A 16821-nucleotide genomic window follows, 5' to 3' on the forward strand; every position below is an offset into this window, starting at 1 on the left:
CATGCGGCGCTCGATCAACGCGTTGCCGGCAATGCCCGCTTGACGAAGGTGGCGACCTTCTCGCCGAAGTCATCCAGCCCCTTGTCGGCATCGCCACCGATCCAGCCACCCACCTTGCGGTCCGTCACGTCTTCCTCGGCCAACAGCGCCCCATCGGATTTGCGCACCGCGCGTGCCATCACCGAGAACTTCTGTGCGCCCGCTCCGAAGCCAACAAAATAGCGCAGGGCCTGGTTGCCCTTCTTGAAGTCGACGATGCGCCCGGTCAGCAACACCGTGCGCTGCGGATCGGGGCAGCCAGTCGTCGCACCGGCCAACGCGGCGCGCATGCCGGCGATCTTGCCCGGGATGTTGCCGGCCACGCTGCGCTGGATCTCCGCCAGCCGCTCGGCGGGAATCATCGCCGCGCGTGCCTCTTCCTTGCTGGTGATCAGCCCATCATTGACCTCGAAGCGGGCCACTTCCACGCAGTCGAAACGTGTCTGCGACAACGGCAGCGCCGGTGACGCCACGGGCGTCGGCGTCGGCAGCGGCGTCGGCAGCGGTGCCGGCACGGGCTGCTCATGGGTCACCGGCGGGGGTACCGCCGGCACTTCGCTTGCTGGCGACGCCGCGGTCGCCGGCTCCGTGGCGGCCGCATCGCCGGACCGGTTCTGCGACCACCAGCCACTGTTGGACTGTGCCAACGCCATCCCACTGCACAGCACCAATACGCAGCACAGGCCGCGACTGCCAACGTTCCGCATGTTTCCCCCTGGATGATGAAATGGCGGGCTCAGTGCCCGCCGTCGAGCGCCTTCAACTCACTGACCAGCGCACTTGCCGCTTCGGCACCGTCGCCGTACAGCATGCGCGTGTTGTCGGCGTAGAACAGCGCGTTTTCGATGCCGGCAAAGCCGGTGCCCTTGCCGCGCTTGATGACGATGGTGTTCTTCGAATTGACCACGTCCAGGATCGGCATGCCGTAGATCGGGCTGCTGGGATCGGTCTTGGCCACCGGGTTGACCACGTCGTTGGCACCGATCACCAGCGAGACGTCGGTGGTGGCGAACTCGGGGTTGATGTCGTCCATGTCGGCGATCAGGTCGTAGGGCACGCCGGCCTCGGCCAACAGCACGTTCATGTGCCCGGGCATGCGGCCGGCCACCGGGTGGATGGCGAACTTCACCTTCACCCCGCGCTCGATCAGCCGCTGCGCCAGCTCCCAGATCTTGTGCTGGGCCTGCGCCACCGCCATGCCGTAGCCGGGCACGATCACCACGCGCTCGGCGAAGGCCATCATCGCCGCCACGTCGGCCGCTTCGATCGGCTTCTGGCTGCCGCTGATCTCCGCGCCCTGGCCGCCACCACCGAAGTTGGAGAACAGCACGCCACTGATCGGCCGGTTCATCGCCTTGGCCATCAACCGGGTCAGCAGGATGCCGGCCGCGCCGACCATCATGCCGGCGATGATCAATGCCTCGTTGCCGAGCACGTAGCCCTCGAAGGCCACCGCCAGGCCGGTGAAGGCGTTGTACAGCGAGATCACCACCGGCATGTCGGCACCGCCGATCGGCAAGGTCATCAGCACGCCCAGCGCCAGCGCGACCACGAAGAAGCTGATGATCGCCACCGGCTGCAGGCTCACCGCCGCCCACGCGCCCAGCCCCACCATCGCCACCGCCATCAACAGGTTGAACGCTTGCTGGCCGGGGAAGATGACGCGCTTGTCGAGTCGGCCGTCCAGCTTGGCCCAGGCAATGATCGAGCCCGACAGCGATACCGCGCCGATCGCCGAACCGATCACCGCCAGCGCCAGCACCGTCGCCGACGGCTGCCGTGCGGCAAGCGCGGCGATGGCCTCGGCACTCCAGTGGCTGGTGTCGCGACCGGCAACATCGGAAAAACGCAGCAGTTCAACCGCGCCGATGGCCGCCGCCGAGCCGCCGCCCATGCCGTTGTACAGCGCCACCATCTGCGGCATGTCGGTGATGGCCACCTTCTTGGCCGACACCCAGGCCAGGCCGGTGCCCAGCAACAGCGCTACCGCGATCAGGCCCAGGTTGTGCAGTCCCGGCAGCAGGAAGGTGGCGGCGGTGGCGATCAACATGCCCGCTCCGGCCCAGTGGATGCCGCTTCGCGCGGTCCTGGGCGAGGCCATGCGCTGCAGGCCGAGCAGGAACAGCGTCGCAGCCACCAGGTAACTCACCTTCACCAGCACCGTCATGCTCATGCAGCCTTCTCCAGAACCGTTGTGTCTTGAGCGGCAACCTGCCGGTCACGGCGATGGTGTTCCCGCATCTCGATGGCCGTCTTCAGCAGGCCGATCATGCCCAGCCCGAACGCCACCAGCCCCAGCGACAACTGCGACAGCGCCGTCGACGCGGCCAAGGCGGTACCCGCCAACCCGAGAAGGATCGGCAGCAATGCCTGCACGGTCAGCAGCCACAGCATCCAGTAGCCCTTGCGCGGGTCTTCCCAGACCTTGCGCGAGACTTCGTTCTGGGTACGGGTCGGATCCTGCAACGAGGACATGCCGATGCCCACGCCGGCGTACAACAGCGCGTTGTTCAGCGCCTCCAGCAGCCCGTCCAGGCCCGTGAAGAACGGCGATGCGACGTAGTACAGCGCAACCAGCATGGCCGGGTACTGCAGGTAGCTCAGCCACTGGAACACCTGCCGGGCGTCGAACCGGCGGGACGACGATGACCCGGTCACCTGCCCTTCCCGTCCGGCTTCTTGGAACTCTTGAACATTTCCAGCATGCGCTCGGTGACCACGTAGCCACCGGCGGCGTTGCCCGCGCCCAGGGCCACGGCGATGAAGCCGATGGCCTTCTCCAGCGTGGTATCGGCGTGGCCGAGCACCACCATGGCACCGATCAGCACGATGCCGTGGATGAAGTTTGAACCGGACATCAACGGCGTGTGCAGGATCACCGGCACCCGCGAAATGATCACGTGGCCGGCGATCGCCGCCAGCATGAAGATGTACAACGCCACGAACCCGTCGCTCATTGCTGCTCTCTCCAGGGCTGGAACCGCCCGCACGGCATCATAACCACGGCGACCGAGCGGATGCGACGGTTGCGCTGTCAACCAATGCCCGGCCCGTGCGTTTACACCATCAGACCCCCGCCGGAACGCTACCCTGTGCTGGTGACCAGCCCGCCCCTGACGTCCACTGCCACGCCTGCCTCGCTGGAAGCCTTCCTCGCCGGCGTGGGGCCGCGCGCCTTCCGCTTCGCCGAGGCCGGGCTGCGCCAGCGCGAGGATGCGCTGGACGCCGTGCAGGACGCGATGGAGCGCATGCTCGGCTACGCCGACCAACCGCCGGAAGAATGGACGCCGCTGTTCTGGAGCATCCTGCGCCGGCGCATCATCGACCTGCAGCGGCGCCGCAGCTTCCGCCTGAAGTTCTGGGCCCCGCAGGACGACCAGGACCAGGACAGCGCGATCGACTGGGCCGACGAAGCCGCCGGCCCGGCCCGGCAGCATGAGCAGCAGCAGGACTATGCGCGGCTGGTGCGGGCCCTGCGGCAACTGCCGGCGCGGCAACGCGAGGCGTTCAGCCTGCGGGTCCTGCAGGAACTGGACGTCGCCACCACCGCCAGGGCGATGGGCTGTTCGGAAGGCTCGGTAAAAACCCACCTGTCGCGCGCGCGCGACGCATTGCAGAAACAACTGGAGGCCTCGCGGTGAACCGCCTGCCCACATCGCCGGATGATTTCGACCGCTCCCTGCGGCAACTGCAGCAGCAGGCCGAGGGCGCGCTGTCGCCCGCCACGCTCGCCCGGCTGCGCCAGGCACGGCAGCAGGCCGGGACGGCCAGCGCGCCCTGGCGTCGCCGCGGCCTGTGGCTGGCCACCGCCTGTTCGGCGGTGCTGGCCGTGACCTTCGCGCTACGCTTCAACGGCACCGATGCACCGGTGGCCGCACCGGCCACAGTCACGGCAGCGGCCACGGTCGACAGCGACGATGCGATCGATGCGCCCCTGCCGTTCGATGAGAGCCCCGAGCTGTACCTGTGGCTGGGCTCGGACAACCTGGCGATGGAATGACCCTGATGAACGCCCTGATCCCCCGCGTGTTGCCCCTGCTGCTCCTGGCCGCATTCCCGGCGCTGGCCCAGCAATCCCCGCCATTGCCCGAATGGGACCAGCTGACGCCGGCCCAGCGCGAAACCCTGATCACGCCGATGCGTGACCGCTGGAACGCCTCGCCGGACCGCCGCCAGCGCATCTATGACCATGCCCGCAGCTGGCAGCAGATGACCCCGGAACAGCGTGAGCAGGCGCGCCGTGGCATGCACCGCTTCGAACACATGTCGCCGCAGCAGCGCCGCGAGGCACAGGCGCTGTTCGCCAGGATGCGCGGCCTGGACAGGGCCCAGCGCCAGCAGCTGCACGACCAGTGGGTGAAGATGACGCCCGAGCAACGCCGGCAATGGGTGGAAGCCAATCCGCCACCGGCGCGTCCGCAGCGGTAGAAGCGTCAAAGGCCCGCCCTCATCCGCCCCTGCGGGGCACCTTCTCCCGCCCACGGGAGAAGGGAGGGGTTCGCCGCAACCTGAGCCCGCCCGTGAACCGGAAGTCCGCATGACACGCCCTTCTCCCGCTTGCGGGAGAAGGTGCCCCGCAGGGGCGGATGAGGGGACTTTGGATTTCCGCCTCCACTCCCCGCGAAACCCGCCTCACACCGGCGGGATCTCGCCGCCCGCCGGACGCTGCGGCCACACCGTCCTGACCAGCAGTTCGTCGCTCCAGTCCAGGCGCAGCGCGCCCTCCTTCAGGAACAGCGACACGAAGTTGTAGACGTTGCGCGCATACATCTCGCTGGCATGGATGGCCCCCATGCTGGCCAGGTCCAGCGGACCGGCCACGGTGACGCCCCCCACCTCGACGGTCTCACCCGGACGGGTGGCCTCGCAGTTGCCACCGGTCTCGGCGGCAAGATCGACGATCACGCTGCCCGGCCGCATGCCGGACACCATCGCCGCGGTGATGATCTTCGGCGCCGGGCGCCCGGGTACCGCGGCGGTACAGATCACCACATCCACACCCTTCAGGTGCTCGGCCAGCCGCCGCTGCTGCTCGGCGCGCTCGTCCTCGGTCAGCTGGCGCGCATAACCGCCCTCGCCCGCCGCACTGACACCCAGATCCAGGAACTTGCCGCCCAGCGATTCGATCTGCTCGCGGGTTTCCGGGCGCACGTCGAAGCCCTCCACCGCCGCACCCAGCCGCTTGGCGGTCGCCACCGCCTGCAGCCCGGCCACGCCGGCACCGACCACCAGCACCTTGGACGGGCGGATCGTGCCGGCGGCGGTGGTCAGCATCGGGAAGAAGCGCGGGGTCAGCTGCGCGGCGATCAGCGTGGCCTTGTAGCCGGCCATGCCGGCCTGCGAGCTGAGCACGTCCATGGCCTGCGCGCGGGTGGTGCGCGGCAGGCGCTCCAGCGGGAAGCACTGTACCTGCCGGGCCTGCAACGCCGCCGTGCGTGCCGGCTCGGCCTGTGGATGCAGCATGCCGACCAGCACCACGCCGGCCTTGAAACGCTCGATCATCGCCACCGGCGGTGGCTGCACGCACAGCACCAGGTCGGCGGTCTCCACGGCTTCGTCCAGTGTCGCCCCCGCTTCCAGATAGGCCTGGTCGGTGAAGCCGGCGGCCACGCCGGCACCGGGCTGCACCCGCACACTGGCGCCGGTGGCCAGCAGCTTCCTGACCGTCTCCGGCGTGGCGGCGACACGCCGCTCGCCCTGGGCGGCTTCCTTCAGAACACGTACATCAACGGCCATTCCAGTCCCCGATGCGCAGTGGATCAACTGCCCGGATCGTAGCAAAGCCCCGAACGTGCGCGGCGATCAGCCGACCGTGGCCGGCTGCGGCTCCAGGCGGTCGATCACGCCCTGCATGGCGCTGTCGAAGGCGCCATCATCCACGTGCGGACGCAGGCGGCCCAGCCGCACCATCACCGCCAGTTCTTCCGGCGAAGCCACGCAGAAGCGGATGCCGCGGCGGTTGACGAACAGCAGGCGCGAGGAAATTGGGCTCACCCAGGACAACTTGCCGGCCTGCAGCTTGCCGTCCTTGTCGATGAAGTCCAGCCAGGTGCCGATCTCCATCCGACGGAAGCGCTCGGCATCACTGTCGTCGAAGTCCTCGGCCTTGGCCGTGCTGCCGAAGTCGATGGCCGGGGCTTCCTGCGCCGGCGGGGTCGGCAGCGCCACCTGCGGCAGTTCGGGCAGCGCGCGCTCCAGCTCCGGCCGCACTTCGGCGATCGACTGCAGGGTGTCGTGCAGGGCATCGATGGCCGCCGTCCCCGCATCGCCATGGACACCGACGCTGGCGAACACCTTGCGCAGCCCCGGCTGGCAGGACTGCAGCCACGGCTTGCCGACGATATGACGGCGCGCCTCGGCCACTTCCTCCAGCACCTCGTCGGCCAGCTTCAGGGCCTCGGTGACGCCCTCGCCCTCTTCGCCTTCGCGCAGCAGGGTCAGGGTCAGGTGGTGGTTCCATGGCTGGCGCAGGAAATCGTCGATGGCCTTGGGCAGGCCCTGGTCGGCGACCCGACGTTCCAGCTCGAGGGCGGCGCGGCTGCGCGCGACCTCCAGTTTCTCCTGGCCACGCTGCGTTTCGGCGGCGCGGCGCTCGGCGATCTCGATGCGGCGGCGGTGCTGGGCCAGGAATTCACGGAACTCCTCCTCCAGCGTCAGGAAGATGGCCAGGTTCTCGTTGAACTCGGCCGTCAACCTCTCGATGATTTCCTCGACCTTGCCCATCAGCGCGCGCTCGGACTGGCTCTCGCCCGCGTTGCCCTCGCAGGCCTCGGCCAGCGAGTTGAGCAGGCGCCGCGCCGGGTGGGTCTTCTGCACGAACATGCGGCGGTCGAGCATGGCGACCTTGACGAACGGCACCACCAGCCGGCCGATCAGCTCGCGCGAACGGCCTTCCAGGTCACGTTCGTCGAGCATCACGTCGAACAGCATGCCAACCAAGTCGATGGCATCCTCGTCCTGCGGATCCAGGTGCGCCTGCGCCGGGTCCACGCCCAGCCGGGTCGCACCGGCCAGCACTTCACTCTTGAGCCGCTGCGCCAGTGATTCGCCGTCTTCGCCGACGGCCGCGCGCAGGGTGGCACTGGGCGTGGCCTGCAGCAGCGACAGCACCGACATCATCTCGCGCTGGTTCAAGGCGCGCTGCAGGCCTGGCTCACCGCCGTGGCCGGCGGCTGCGCCGCCGACGCCACTGGCGGCTGCGCCGCGCGCCTGCCGCGACTGCACCAGCAGCTCATGCAACGCCTCGAGCACCATGCCCTGCTGGGTGGCGCCATCGACCTCGAATCCACCGCCGCCCTGCGCGTATCCCTCGCCCTGGGCTTCGCCCATGCGGCCGAGGTTGGCGCGCTGCTGCGCGAAGCGTTCGGAGAAGCGTCGTGCCCAGCCCGGTGCCCCGCCCTGCGGGTCGAAGCCATCCTCGTCCGGGGCATCAGCGTCCGGTACCGCCGCCGGCCGCCGCGGCGGCTGGCGGCGCGGCGCACCCAGTTCAGGGGCTGCGCCGGCCTGGGCCAGGCGCTCGTCCAGCGCCTCGTACAACTTGCCGATGCTGCCGGCCAGTTCCCGTTCGCACAGCTTGAACAGCACCAGGCGCACTTCCGGGGTCAGGTCACACGGGGCGAAGGCCTCGTGCAGGGCGACGCCGATATGTTCGGGACTGATCGGATTGGTGTCGGCATTGAGTTCCTGACCGCCGGCAACCCAGCCCAGGCGATGGTCCAGCCGCGCCAGCACCTGCTTGTACTCACGCAGCAGCACGGTGGCCAGGTTGCGCACCGCCAGCCGCGACTCCAGGACGTGTTCGGGCACCAGCGCCAGCCCACCCTCGCCGGCACCGGCCATGACGCTTTCAGCCGACTGCGGCGCACCCGATTCCAGCGCGGCCCAGGCCTGCTGCAGGTGGCTGGAGAAAAGACGGGAAACCTCGTCGCGGCGGCGGCGCAGCTCGCGCATGCCGTCGAGGAAGGCCATCTGCGAGGCGCCGGCACTTCCGGCCCGATCGAACAACGCATCGTCGAACCCGGCCAGGACCTTGTCGAACAGCTTGGACAGCGCCGGCAATGCCGCTTCACGCGCCACGGCCAGAAGGTTCTGGTTACGACCGGGCTGGCCCGGGACTTGCGGGTTGGACATCATGCGCAAAGGCTCCACACCCGTGAAGGCGCTGGACTTTTGATAGACGGGTTAGGACAAGCGGACGCGGCCCCTGTTTCCGCCCGTGGATGGTAGGGCGAGTAGCTGAACAGGGTCAGTGATGCAGTAAGCACTTCAAACCTCATGACCGGCATCCCGGTACGGCCGTCTATGCTAAGCGGGCCGCGGAATATTGGCGAATTTCACCGCCCTTCCAGGGCGATGATGGCAATCACAGTTTGCGCTACCCAAGGTGTCATCGTCCCGCCGTCTATAATCCCCGACCGTGTTTTGCCCCCGGTGAGTCATGTCCGACAACTGTTTCCTGCACGCCTTGAACCAGCGCGTTTCGGTTCCGTCCAAGCAACTGGGCGAACCCGCCCCGGACCCGGCCACCCTGCTGCGCATGCTTGAAGCCGCCGTGCGCGTACCCGACCACGGCAAGCTGGTCCCGTTCAGATTCCTGCAGATCCGCGGCGATGCCCGTCACGCTTTGGGCGCGTTCCTCGCCCGGCGCAGCCGTGAGCGCGACCCGCACGCCGCCGAAGCGGTGATCGAGAAGGACCGCCTGCGCTTCTCGCATGCGCCGCTGATCGTGACCGTCATCGCCCGCCTGCAACCCGACCACAAGGTGCCGGTGCAGGAACAACTGCTGACCGCCGGTTGCGTCTGCTTCGCGCTGCTGCAGGCCGCGCAGGGGTTCGGCTTCGGCGCGCAGTGGCTGACCGCCTGGATGGCCTATGACGCTGCAGTCGCCGACCACCTTGGCCTGGGCCAGGACGAGCACATCGTCGGCTTCATCCATGTCGGCACGCCGAAGCTGCAGGTGCCCGACCGTGACCGCCCGGACCCGGCCGCGCTGCTGCAGGACTACCGGCCGTGAGCACCGCCCCGGCCAGCGCGCCGCTATACCTGGTCGACGCCAGCCTGTACGTGTTCCGCGCCTGGCATTCGATGCCGGACGAGTTCCAGGACAGCCAGGGCTGGCCGGTCAATGCCGTGCACGGCTTTGCCCGCTTCCTGCTGGACCTGCTCGAACGCGAACGCCCGCGGCATATCGCCGTGGCCTTCGACGAGGCACTGGACAGCTGCTTCCGCCACCGCATCTACCCGGCCTACAAGGCCAACCGCGACCCCGCCCCGGATGAACTGCGCCGCCAGTTCGCGCACTGCAAGGCGTTGTGCGCGGCGCTGGGCCTGGACGTGCTGGCCGACCGCGAGTACGAGGCCGACGACCTGATCGGCACCGAGCTGCACGCCGGCCGCGGGCATGGCCTGCGCGGGGTGATCGTCTCGGCTGACAAGGATCTCTCGCAGTTGCTGCTCGAGCACGACGAGCAATGGGACTACGCGCGCAACCAGCGCTGGGGCGCGGCCGGGGTGAAGGCGCGCCACGGCGTGCACGCGCACCAGATCGCCGACTATCTGGCGCTGTGCGGCGATGCGGTGGACAACATCCCCGGCGTGTCCGGCATCGGCACCAAGTCGGCGGCGGTGCTGTTGTCGCACTTCGGCAGCCTCGACGCCCTGCTCGAACGCATCGACGAAGTGCCGTTCCTGCGCCTGCGCGGTGCGGCGACCATGGCCGTGCGCCTGCGCGAGCAGCGCGAACTGGCCCTGCTGTTCCGCCAGCTGACCACCATCGCGGTGGACGCACCGCTGGCCACCGCGCGCCCCGGCTTCACCCGCGGCAATGCCGACGCGGACATGCTGGGCGGGCTGTGCGATGCACTGCGCTTCGGCCCGATGACCCGGCGCCGGTTGCTGTCGGCCGCGGGCATCGAAACGTCCTCTCCTTCCGCCAACGAGTTCGCATGAGCCAGAACACCGCAGCCCCCCGCGTCGTCTACGAAGGCAAGTACCAGCGCATGGTCGTGCGCGGCACCTGGGAGTACAGCGAGCGCACCCACGCCGGTGGCCTGGCCGCGATCATCATCGCGGTTACCCCGCAGGACGAGGTGCTGTTCGTCGAACAGTTCCGCGTGCCGCTGCAGGCACGCACCATCGAGATGCCGGCGGGCCTGGTCGGCGACATCACCGCCGGCGAGTCCATCGAGGAGTCGGCGGTGCGCGAACTGGAAGAGGAAACCGGCTGGACCGCCGACCACGCCGAAGTACTGATGATCGGCCCGACCTCGTCCGGCGCGAGCAACGAGAAGATCGCCTTCGTGCGCGCCACCGGCCTGCGCAAAGTTGGCAACGGCGGTGGCGACGACAGCGAGGACATCACCGTGCACAGCATCCCGCGTGCGCGTGCCGCGGCATGGCTGGTCGAGAAGATGGGCGAAGGCTACGAGCTGGACGCCAAGCTCTGGGCCGGCCTGTGGATGATCGAGCACCACCTCGACGGGAGGCCACGTGGCTGATTCCGGAGAGCAGGCATTGCCGCCGCTGCTTGATGCCGGCGACCCGGCGATCTTCACCGTGCACCACCCGCACGGGCGCTCGCCGTTCGTGCTGCTGGCCGATCATGCCGGCCAGCAGGTCCCCGCGGCCTTGCACGACCTCGGCCTGCCGCAACAGGAGCTGGACCGGCATATCGGCTGGGACATCGGCATCGCCGGCACCACCCGCGCACTGGCCCAGCGGCTGGATGCCTGGGCGATCGAACAGACCTATTCGCGCCTGCTGATCGACTGCAACCGCCCGCTCGCCTCGCCGACGCTGATCCCCGAGGTCAGCGACGGCACGCTGATCCCCGGCAACGCCGGCCTGAGCGCCGCGCAGCGCCAGCAACGCATCGACGCCATCCATGCGCCCTACCACGCGCGCATCAGCGCCGAGCTGGACCGCCGCCGTGAGGCCGGCATCCCCACCGTGCTGGTGATGATGCACAGCTTCACCCCGGCGATGAACGGTATGCAGCGCCCGTGGCACGCGGGTGTGCTCTACCACCAGGACACCCGCTTCGCACATGCACTGCTGCAGGCGCTGCGCGCCGAAGGCGACCTGGTGGTTGGCGACAACGAGCCGTATTCGGTCAACCGCAACAGCGACTACGCCGTGCCGGTGCATGGCGAAGGCCGCGGACTGGTGCACGTGGAACTGGAGATCCGCCAGGACCTGATCGCCGATGCCGCCGGCCAACAGGCCTGGGCCGAACGGCTGGAACGCATCTTCCGCACGTTGCAGCCCAGCCTGACCAGGTAGGAGCGCCTTCAGGCGCGAAGCAGGTGCATCGTCAGATGTGGAGCTGACCGCGACCGGATGACCTGCCGGCTTCGTGGCCGAGGCCGCTCCTGCGGGTGCGTTCAACGCGTGTAGCGGCGGGTGACCTCGAAACGCGCGCCCGGACGCGGCACCGGGCCTTCGGCCAATATGTCCACGCGCAACACGCCAGCAGCCTCATCGCGGTAGCGATAGTTGACGCGGATGCCGTTGGAGGTGGTGACCTCCACGCGCAGCCCATCCGGCACATCATGCAGGCGGGCTTCCACGCCCGGGGCAATGCTCACCGCCGCACCCGACAAGGGCAGCATCACCACGTCAGTGGTGTCCTTGCGCCCGAACAACACCGATTCACGGCTGCGGTACAGCACCAGCGTGTCTTCCAGCGGCGCGGCGAATTCCATCTCCGGGCGCAGCATCGATGCCGGCGTCGCATGGCCCGCACCGGCAGCACCCGGACCGCCCGGACCATGGCCGCCTCGACCACCACGGCCACCGCCCATCCCGCCGCCATCGGGGCCACCGCCCATGCCACCGGGCGGACCTCCACCCCCGCGGCCGCCAGGACCACGCGGACCCGCTTCCGCATCCGGCCCCGCATCACCTGTACCGGTTGGACGATCCGCGCCGCGCGCCGGCGAAGCCTGCCCGGCGGCCCTTTTCCGCCGCCTTCTGTGCCTGGCGGTTGCCCGAGGCATCGGCCTTCCATTCCACCGGCGGATCACCGGCCACCTGCTGCGCTGCCGCCGGTGCGATCACCAGCACGCAGGCAAGCACCCATCCACCCTTTGCATGCAACACCACGATGCAGATCCTGTCCGGGAACACCGGCGACCATGCTGCACGGCGACCGGCGGCGTGATGTGTCAACGCCGACACATCACGCCAGCGACCGCTGCACCGTTCAGCCGGCCGATGGTGTCCCGTCGCAGGCCGGTTGGGGTCGCCGCGCCAGCATCACCAGCACCACGCCGAGCAGCGCGAATGCCGCTGCGCCGAACTCGGCGCGCACCAGGCCGGCCAGGGCCGGTGCCGTCCCCGGCTCGCCGCCCGCGGCGTTGGCCAGCATCACCAGCACCGCCAGACCCAGCGCACCACCAATCTGCTGGGCGGTGGCGGCCATGCCCGAGGCCACGCCCTGCTGTGCCGCCGGCACGCCCTGCCCGGCCACGATCCACATCGCCGTCCAGGTCATGCCCTGGCCGATGCTCAGCAGCACCACGCCCGGCAGCAACGGCCAGAAACCCGCTCCCTGCGGCAGCAATGCCGCAACCAGCGCGATACCTGCCGCGCCCATTCCCAACCCCCATACCAACACCTGCTCCACCCGCAACCGCTGCAGCGCGCGCTCGGCGATCCGGATGCCGAAGGTGCACACCGCGGTGGCCGGCAGGAATGCCAACCCGGCCTGCAACGGGCTCCAGCCGTAGCCATCCTGGAAGTACAGCGCCAGGAAGTAGTACTGCACGCCATAGCTGCCCATGAACAGGAAGGTCAGCCCCATCGCCAGGCGCAGGCCGGGCAGGCGCAGCAGGCTGAACTGCATCAGCGGGTCATGGCTGCGCCGCTCGATCCACACGAAGGCCGCCAGCAACACGGCCGCCATTGCCAGGCAAAGCACGGTGCGCGGTGCCAGCCAGCCCCATTCCGGCCCCTGCACCAGGGTGGCCACCAACAGGCTGCCGCCGACGGTGACGGTCAGGCAGCCGGCCAGGTCGAACGAACGCCCGCGCGGCATTTCGCCGTCACGTGGCAGCCAGGCCCCGCCCAGCACCGCGCAGGCCGTGGCGAACGGCACGATCACCCACAGCACCGAGGACCAGCCGAACACCTGGGTCAGCACGCCGCCCAGCAGGGTGCCCAGCGCCAGCCCGAGCGCGCTGGCCATGCTCCAGATCGCCAGCGCACGGTTGCGCACCGGGCCTTCGGCATACAGCGTGTTGATCAACGCCAGCGTGGCCGGGAACAGCAATGCCGCGCCCACGCCCTGCGCCGCCCGCGCGGCGACCAGCATACCGACGCTGCCGGCGAACCCGCCCAACAGCGAGGCCAGCGCGAACACGATCATGCCCAGCCGGTAGATGCGGCGCCGCCCCAGCAGGTCGGCCGCGCGCCCAACCAGCAGCAGGCAGCCGCCAAAGGCCACGGTGTAGCCGCTGACGATCCATTGCAGTTGTTGGGCGTTGACCTGCAACGCCCGGCCCATGTCGTGCAGGGCGACGAAGATGATGGTGGCGTCCAGCGCGATGATCAGCTGGGCCATTGCCAGCAGGCTCAGCGCCAGCCGGGGGTATCGAAGAGGGGGCATGACGGCCTCGCTCAAAAGGGGCTGGCAGTGTCATTGATGCGCATGAATGCATAAACCACCTAATTTCGATTTCTGCGATGATTTTTCGCATGAATGACATTCCCTTCGATCTCAACGCGGTGCGGATGCTGGTGCAGGTGGCCGAGGCCCGCAGCTTCACCGTGGCCGCCGGGCAACTGGGGCTGAGCCAGTCCGGGCTGTCACGGGCGATCAGCCGCCTGGAGGCCGGGCTGGGGGTCAAGCTGCTGCAGCGGAACACCCGCAACGTCAGCCTGACCCCGGACGGCCGCCAGTTCATCGACCAGGTCACGCCGCTGCTGTGCGGGCTGGAGGATGCGCGCCGCCAGCTCGGCGACCGCCCATGCACGCCCTCGGGCACGCTCAAGATCACCGCCCCGTCGATGTTCGGGCGCAAGGTGCTGGTGCCCCTGGCCGGGCAGCTGATGGCCAGGTACCCGCAGCTGCAGATCGAAGCGGTGCTGAGTGACCGCCTGGTCGACCTGTTCGAGGAAGGTTTCGACGCGGCCCTGCGCACCGGCCCGGTCGCCGACCAGCGCATGATCGCGCGACGGCTGCGGCCGCTGCGCTGGGTGACGGTGGCCAGCCCGGCCTACCTGGCCCAGCACGGTGCGCCGGACAGCGTGCAGGCGTTGCGCGAACACCGCTGCCTGGCGGTGCGCAACCTGCGCAGCGGGCGGCTGGTGGACTGGCAGTTCCGTGATGCGGACGGCCAGCTGCGCGAGTTCACGCCGCCGGCGCGGATGGTGTTCGACAGCGGCGACCCGCTGGTGGAAGCCGCGCTGGCCGGCATCGGGATCGTGCAGGTGATGGACTTCGCGGTGGCCGACGCACTCGCCGATGGTCGCCTGCAGCGCGTGTTGCAGGCCGCCGAAGGGCGCAGCCGCGAGCTGTCGTTGATCTACCCGCCCTCGCGGCAATGCTCGCCCAAGCTGCAGGTGTTGGCCGATGCACTGCTGGCCGGGGAATGGTGAGGCCGGCGGCGGAAACAGAACGGGCGGCCTGCGCCGCCCGTCCATGCCACATGATCGAGCAGCTCAGCCGGCGAACGAATCGGTGGCGCGCACCAGCGCATCCACGTTCTCGGCCTCGAACGCCGAGTGGCCCGAGGCCGGCGTGATCTGCAGCTGGGCCTTCGGCCACACCTTGTGCAGGTCCCACGCATTGGCCAGCGGGCACACCACGTCGTAGCGGCCATGCACGATCACGCCCGGGATATGGGCGATCTTGTGCGCGTCGCGCAGCAGCTGGTCTTCCACCTCGAAGAAGCCGCCGTTGACGAAGTAGTGGTTCTCGATGCGCGCGAACGCCAGCGCGAACTGCGGGTCCTCGTGGCTGTTGATGAAGTCGTCATCCACATGCAGGAAGCTGGTGGCGCCTTCCCACACGCTCCACGCCCTGGCCGCGCCCAGACGGGTGGCCTCGTCATCGCTGGTCAGGCGGCGATGGAAGGCCGAGATCAGGTCGGCGCGTTCCACTTCCGGGATCGGCTTGAGGTAGTGCTCCCAGGCGTCCGGGAACAGGCGGTTGGCGCCTTCCTGGTAGAACCATTCCAGTTCCCAGCGGCGCAGCATGAAGATGCCGCGCAGCACCAGCTCGGTCACGCGCTGCGGATGGGTTTGCGCATAGGCCAGCGCCAGCGTCGAGCCCCAGCTGCCGCCGAACACCTGCCAGCGGTCGATGCCCAGCTGCTCACGCAGCTTCTCGATGTCGGCCACCAGATCCCAAGTGGTGTTGTCCACCAGGTCGGCATGCGGCGTGGAGCGGCCCGAACCGCGCTGGTCGAACAGGATGATCCGGTACTTGGACGGGTCGTGGAACTGGCGCATCTTCGGCGTGCAGCCGCCGCCGGGGCCACCGTGCAGCATCACCACCGGCTTGCCGTCCGGGTTGCCGCATTGTTCGAAGTACAGGGTGTGGCGGTCATCGACCTTGAGCGTGCCGGTTTCGTACGGCTCGATGGCGGGGTAAAGCGTGCGCATGGCGACCTCACGGGAACAGAAGCGGCAGTTTAGCGCAGCGCTGTTTTGTTCTTGTCGGCGCATGCCGCTGGAGCGCAGCCCTGCCGCGCGGGGCGTTGCCGGGAAGGTCGCTTGCCGAGCGTGGCTCGGCACTGCCGCTGCGGGGGCCTATGCGGGCAGGCGGCCCAGCGTTACCCGGTCGCGCTGTTCCAGGTCCTGCACGGTCTGCGCGTCGACGAAGCCGGCCTGCTCCAGCAGTGCGCGGATCGCTTCCCCCTGGTCCCAACCGTGTTCCAGCAGCAACCAGCCTCCGGGCACCAGGTGCTCGGGCGCGCCGGCCACGATCTCGCGGATCGCATCCAGCCCGTCGGCACCCGATGCCAGGGCCGGTGGCGGCTCGAAGCGCAGGTCGCCCTGCTGCAGGTGCGGGTCGGCGGCAGCGATGTACGGCGGGTTGCTGACGATCATGTCGAAACGGTCCGCCCCCAGCGCCACGAACCAATGCCCACGGCGGAACCAGACGTTCTCCAGGCCATGTGCCTGCGCGTTCTTCACTGCGACCGCCAAAGCCGGGCCAAGCACGTCGGTGGCCATCACGGTGGCCAACGGCCGCTCGCTGGCGATGGACAGGGCCACCGCACCGCTGCCGGTGCCCATGTCGGCCACCCGCACCATGTCGTCGTCGGGCAACCGGGCCAGCGCCTGCTCGACCAGCAGCTCGGTTTCCGGGCGCGGGATCAGGGTGGCGGTGTTGACCTGCAGGTCCAGCGTCCAGAACCCGCGCCGGCCGACCAGGTAGGCCAGCGGGTGGCCTTCGGCCCGGCGTGCGACCAGCAGCTCGAAGCGCTGCCGCGCGTCCTGGTCCACCGCGTCGGTGGCATGGGCGAACAGCCAGGCACGTTCCACGCCCAGCACGTGCAGCAGCAACTGCTCGGCCTCGTGGCGGGCATCGGCACCGGACAGACGCCCGGCAGCTTCCCGCAACAGCTCGGCAACGTTCACCGTGGACACTTCATTACCTCTTCGCGGGATGTTTTCAGGACGGCGAGGATAGTCACCGCGCTCCGGCCTGCCTACCTCGGTCGGCATAACCGTTGCCTATGTGAATCGATTCATGTTCGTCCGGCCCCGGCTTGCGAACCGGGCAAAAGCCCCGATATCCGGGCGTATCGGCGCTTCACGCCGCTGAACGATAGT

General features: G+C 69.0%; 19 protein-coding genes. 8 read left to right on the forward strand and 11 right to left on the reverse strand.

Annotated features, from left to right (window positions below; all coding sequences use genetic code 11):
* Positions 1-14: 14 nt before the first annotated feature.
* The 4 genes from ACIPR8_RS17720 to ACIPR8_RS17735 are packed head-to-tail and all read right to left on the reverse strand — an operon-like array spanning position 15 to position 2996.
* Positions 15-746 (reverse strand): DUF4410 domain-containing protein, encoded by a 732-nt coding sequence (locus tag ACIPR8_RS17720; RefSeq protein ID WP_446541870.1) that lies wholly within the window; start codon positions 744-746, stop codon positions 15-17.
* Positions 747-775: 29 nt separating this feature from the next.
* Positions 776-2212 (reverse strand): NAD(P)(+) transhydrogenase (Re/Si-specific) subunit beta, encoded by a 1437-nt coding sequence (locus ACIPR8_RS17725; RefSeq protein WP_446541871.1) that lies wholly within the window; start codon positions 2210-2212, stop codon positions 776-778.
* Positions 2209-2697 (reverse strand): hypothetical protein, encoded by a 489-nt coding sequence (locus tag ACIPR8_RS17730; RefSeq protein ID WP_446541872.1) that lies wholly within the window; start codon positions 2695-2697, stop codon positions 2209-2211. Before ACIPR8_RS17730 ends, ACIPR8_RS17725 begins: the two co-directional genes overlap by 4 nt.
* Complete coding sequence (locus ACIPR8_RS17735; RefSeq protein ID WP_132864909.1) at positions 2694-2996, reverse strand: NAD(P) transhydrogenase subunit alpha; 303 nt, start codon at positions 2994-2996, stop codon at positions 2694-2696. Before ACIPR8_RS17735 ends, ACIPR8_RS17730 begins: the two co-directional genes overlap by 4 nt.
* Before the next feature lie 84 nt (positions 2997-3080).
* On the opposite strand from ACIPR8_RS17735, the gene ACIPR8_RS17740 reads away from it, so the two are divergent.
* From ACIPR8_RS17740 to ACIPR8_RS17750, 3 genes are read left to right on the forward strand one after another with little or no spacing between them, the layout of a single operon-like run.
* Positions 3081-3680, forward strand: a complete 600-nt coding sequence (locus ACIPR8_RS17740; protein ID WP_425603673.1) for an RNA polymerase sigma factor — start codon at positions 3081-3083, stop codon at positions 3678-3680.
* Complete coding sequence (locus tag ACIPR8_RS17745; protein ID WP_446541873.1) at positions 3677-4039, forward strand: hypothetical protein; 363 nt, start codon at positions 3677-3679, stop codon at positions 4037-4039. Before ACIPR8_RS17740 ends, ACIPR8_RS17745 begins: the two co-directional genes overlap by 4 nt.
* Positions 4036-4467 (forward strand): DUF3106 domain-containing protein, encoded by a 432-nt coding sequence (locus ACIPR8_RS17750; RefSeq protein WP_446541874.1) that lies wholly within the window; start codon positions 4036-4038, stop codon positions 4465-4467. Before ACIPR8_RS17745 ends, ACIPR8_RS17750 begins: the two co-directional genes overlap by 4 nt.
* Positions 4468-4671: 204 nt before the next feature.
* On the opposite strand, the gene ACIPR8_RS17755 is transcribed toward ACIPR8_RS17750, so the two are convergent.
* Positions 4672-5775, reverse strand: a complete 1104-nt coding sequence (locus ACIPR8_RS17755; RefSeq protein ID WP_446541875.1) for an NAD(P) transhydrogenase subunit alpha — start codon at positions 5773-5775, stop codon at positions 4672-4674.
* Between the two features lie 66 nt (positions 5776-5841).
* On the reverse strand, positions 5842-8172 hold the full coding sequence (locus ACIPR8_RS17760) for a DUF1631 domain-containing protein (protein ID WP_446541876.1): 2331 nt from the start codon (positions 8170-8172) through the stop codon (positions 5842-5844).
* A 304-nt stretch (positions 8173-8476) separates the two neighbouring features.
* On the opposite strand from ACIPR8_RS17760, the gene ACIPR8_RS17765 reads away from it, so the two are divergent.
* The 4 genes from ACIPR8_RS17765 to ACIPR8_RS17780 are packed head-to-tail and all read left to right on the forward strand — an operon-like array spanning position 8477 to position 11319.
* Positions 8477-9052 carry a nitroreductase family protein gene (locus ACIPR8_RS17765; RefSeq protein ID WP_132864915.1) on the forward strand — a complete coding sequence of 192 codons (576 nt, stop codon included), beginning with the start codon at positions 8477-8479 and terminating at the stop codon, positions 9050-9052.
* Entirely contained in the window at positions 9049-9987 is a 939-nt protein-coding gene (locus ACIPR8_RS17770) for a 5'-3' exonuclease (protein WP_446541877.1), read from the forward strand. Before ACIPR8_RS17765 ends, ACIPR8_RS17770 begins: the two co-directional genes overlap by 4 nt.
* Complete coding sequence (locus ACIPR8_RS17775) at positions 9984-10535, forward strand: NUDIX hydrolase (RefSeq protein ID WP_313254235.1); 552 nt, start codon at positions 9984-9986, stop codon at positions 10533-10535. The genes ACIPR8_RS17770 and ACIPR8_RS17775 overlap by 4 nt, the downstream gene beginning before the upstream one ends.
* Complete coding sequence (locus ACIPR8_RS17780; protein ID WP_446541878.1) at positions 10528-11319, forward strand: N-formylglutamate amidohydrolase; 792 nt, start codon at positions 10528-10530, stop codon at positions 11317-11319. The genes ACIPR8_RS17775 and ACIPR8_RS17780 overlap by 8 nt, the downstream gene beginning before the upstream one ends.
* A gap of 101 nt (positions 11320-11420) precedes the next feature.
* On the opposite strand, the gene ACIPR8_RS17785 is transcribed toward ACIPR8_RS17780, so the two are convergent.
* The 3 genes from ACIPR8_RS17785 to ACIPR8_RS17795 form a co-directional block, all read right to left on the reverse strand.
* On the reverse strand, positions 11421-11867 hold the full coding sequence (locus ACIPR8_RS17785; protein WP_446541879.1) for a hypothetical protein: 447 nt from the start codon (positions 11865-11867) through the stop codon (positions 11421-11423).
* 70 nt (positions 11868-11937) lie between these two features.
* The gene (locus ACIPR8_RS17790) at positions 11938-12141 is read right to left on the reverse strand and encodes a hypothetical protein (protein WP_446541880.1); all 204 of its coding nucleotides are present in this window, start codon (positions 12139-12141) and stop codon (positions 11938-11940) included.
* A gap of 100 nt (positions 12142-12241) precedes the next feature.
* Positions 12242-13645: an MFS transporter gene (locus tag ACIPR8_RS17795; protein ID WP_446541881.1), complete on the reverse strand. Its 1404-nt coding sequence runs from the start codon at positions 13643-13645 to the stop codon at positions 12242-12244.
* A gap of 89 nt (positions 13646-13734) precedes the next feature.
* Here ACIPR8_RS17795 and ACIPR8_RS17800 point away from each other — a divergent pair, with 89 nt between their 5' ends.
* A complete protein-coding gene (locus tag ACIPR8_RS17800) occupies positions 13735-14637 on the forward strand; it encodes a LysR family transcriptional regulator (protein WP_446541882.1) in 903 nt (300 codons plus the stop codon).
* 63 nt (positions 14638-14700) lie between these two features.
* On the opposite strand, the gene pip is transcribed toward ACIPR8_RS17800, so the two are convergent.
* Entirely contained in the window at positions 14701-15645 is a 945-nt protein-coding gene (pip, locus tag ACIPR8_RS17805; RefSeq protein ID WP_446541883.1) for a prolyl aminopeptidase, read from the reverse strand.
* A 147-nt stretch (positions 15646-15792) separates the two neighbouring features.
* The gene (gene prmC / locus ACIPR8_RS17810; protein ID WP_446541884.1) at positions 15793-16635 is read right to left on the reverse strand and encodes a peptide chain release factor N(5)-glutamine methyltransferase; all 843 of its coding nucleotides are present in this window, start codon (positions 16633-16635) and stop codon (positions 15793-15795) included.
* Between the last annotated feature and the right edge of the window lie 186 nt (positions 16636-16821).

This window comes from Stenotrophomonas sp. LARHCG68 (assembly GCF_052871705.1).

Bases quoted from the DNA above. Each gene is read 5' to 3' on its own strand.
- ACIPR8_RS17800 (WP_446541882.1), top strand. From the start codon at position 13,735: ATGAATGACATTCCCTTCGATCTCAACGCGGTGCGGATGCTGGTGCAG.
- ACIPR8_RS17750 (WP_446541874.1), top strand. From the start codon at position 4,036: ATGACCCTGATGAACGCCCTGATCCCCCGCGTGTTGCCCCTGCTGCTC.
- pip (WP_446541883.1), bottom strand. From the start codon at position 15,645: ATGCGCACGCTTTACCCCGCCATCGAGCCGTACGAAACCGGCACGCTC.
- ACIPR8_RS17795 (WP_446541881.1), bottom strand. From the start codon at position 13,645: ATGCCCCCTCTTCGATACCCCCGGCTGGCGCTGAGCCTGCTGGCAATG.
- ACIPR8_RS17785 (WP_446541879.1), bottom strand. From the start codon at position 11,867: ATGGGCGGTGGCCCCGATGGCGGCGGGATGGGCGGTGGCCGTGGTGGT.
- ACIPR8_RS17755 (WP_446541875.1), bottom strand. From the start codon at position 5,775: ATGGCCGTTGATGTACGTGTTCTGAAGGAAGCCGCCCAGGGCGAGCGG.
- ACIPR8_RS17735 (WP_132864909.1), bottom strand. From the start codon at position 2,996: ATGAGCGACGGGTTCGTGGCGTTGTACATCTTCATGCTGGCGGCGATC.
- ACIPR8_RS17740 (WP_425603673.1), top strand. From the start codon at position 3,081: ATGCCCGGCCCGTGCGTTTACACCATCAGACCCCCGCCGGAACGCTAC.
- ACIPR8_RS17765 (WP_132864915.1), top strand. From the start codon at position 8,477: ATGTCCGACAACTGTTTCCTGCACGCCTTGAACCAGCGCGTTTCGGTT.
- ACIPR8_RS17720 (WP_446541870.1), bottom strand. From the start codon at position 746: ATGCGGAACGTTGGCAGTCGCGGCCTGTGCTGCGTATTGGTGCTGTGC.
- ACIPR8_RS17725 (WP_446541871.1), bottom strand. From the start codon at position 2,212: ATGAGCATGACGGTGCTGGTGAAGGTGAGTTACCTGGTGGCTGCGACG.
- ACIPR8_RS17760 (WP_446541876.1), bottom strand. From the start codon at position 8,172: ATGATGTCCAACCCGCAAGTCCCGGGCCAGCCCGGTCGTAACCAGAAC.
- ACIPR8_RS17775 (WP_313254235.1), top strand. From the start codon at position 9,984: ATGAGCCAGAACACCGCAGCCCCCCGCGTCGTCTACGAAGGCAAGTAC.